The organism is Mycobacterium kyorinense (assembly GCF_002101735.1).
GTDB classification, from domain to species: Bacteria; Actinomycetota; Actinomycetes; order Mycobacteriales; family Mycobacteriaceae; genus Mycobacterium; species Mycobacterium kyorinense.
In genome coordinates, this window is the sequence record NZ_LQPE01000155.1 from 1 (window position 1) to 1,149 (window position 1,149).

The window sequence follows — 1,149 nt, forward strand, 5'->3', positions numbered from 1 at the left end:
GTGGGCCGAGTTGCCGGTGCAGTATGTCGATTACACGTTGTGGCAGCGTGCCCAGTTCGGTTCACTTGATGATCCTGATAGCCCGATCGCAGCGCAGCTGGCTTACTGGGAGCAGGCGCTGGCGGGGATGCCCGAGCGGCTGCAGTTGCCCACCGATCGGCCTTACCCGCCGGTTGCCGATCAGCGCGGCGCCAGCGTGTCGGTGGCCTGGCCGGCCGAGCTGCAGCAGCGGGTGGCCCGGGTGGCGCGCGGGCACAATGCGACGAGTTTCATGGTGGTTCAGGCTGCGCTGGCGGTGTTGTTGGCCAAGCTTAGTGCCAGTTCTGATGTGGCGGTGGGGTTCCCGATCGCCGGGCGGCGCGATCCGGCGCTCGATGAGCTGGTGGGGTTTTTCGTCAACACCTTGGTATTGCGGGTCGACTTGGGTGGGGATCCCACCGTCGCCGAGCTGCTGGCCCAGGTGCGGGCGCGCAGCCTGGCCGCGTACGAACACCAAGACGTGCCGTTCGAGGTGTTGGTGGAGCGGCTCAACCCGGTCCGCAGCATGGCCCATCACCCCTTGGTGCAGGTGGCCTTGGCCTGGCAGAACAACGAGCCCGCGAAGCTCGCTTTAGGAGATGTGCAGGCCATGCCGCTGCCCGTCGAGACCCGCAGCGCCCGCATGGATCTCACACTCTCGGTAGGTGAGCATTTCACCGACGCTGGTGAGCCGGCGGGGATTGGTGGTGCGGTGGAGTTTCGTACCGATGTGTTCGACGCGGCGAGCGTCGAGGTGTTGGTCGGGCGGTTGGAGCGGGTGTTGGTGGCGATGACTGCCGAGCCGGCGCGGCGGTTGTCGTCGATTGGTCTGCTCGACGAGGGTGAGTATGCCCGGTTGGATGAGTGGGGTGACCGAGCGGTGTTGTGCCGCACGGTCCCTGCGGTGTCGGTTCCGGGGTTGTTCGCCGCGCAGGTGGCCCGCACCCCGGATGCGGTGGCGATCAGCTGCGCAGGTCGCTCGTGGACGTATCGCGAGGTTGATGAGGCGGCCAACCGGTTGGCGCACCTGCTGGCTGCTCACGGAGCAGAGCCGGGCGAATGTGTGGCGCTGCTGTTGTCGCGCTCGGCTGAGGCGATCGTGGCGATTTTGGCGGTGCTCAAGGCCGGGGC

The 1,149-nt window shown here is 67.1% G+C and carries 1 protein-coding gene; it reads left to right on the forward strand.

All coding sequences use genetic code 11. From position 1 onward, the window contains the following. Nucleotides 1–1,149 (forward strand): condensation domain-containing protein (locus tag AWC14_RS21780; protein ID WP_142281789.1); only part of this gene is annotated, 1,149 nt, incomplete at both ends.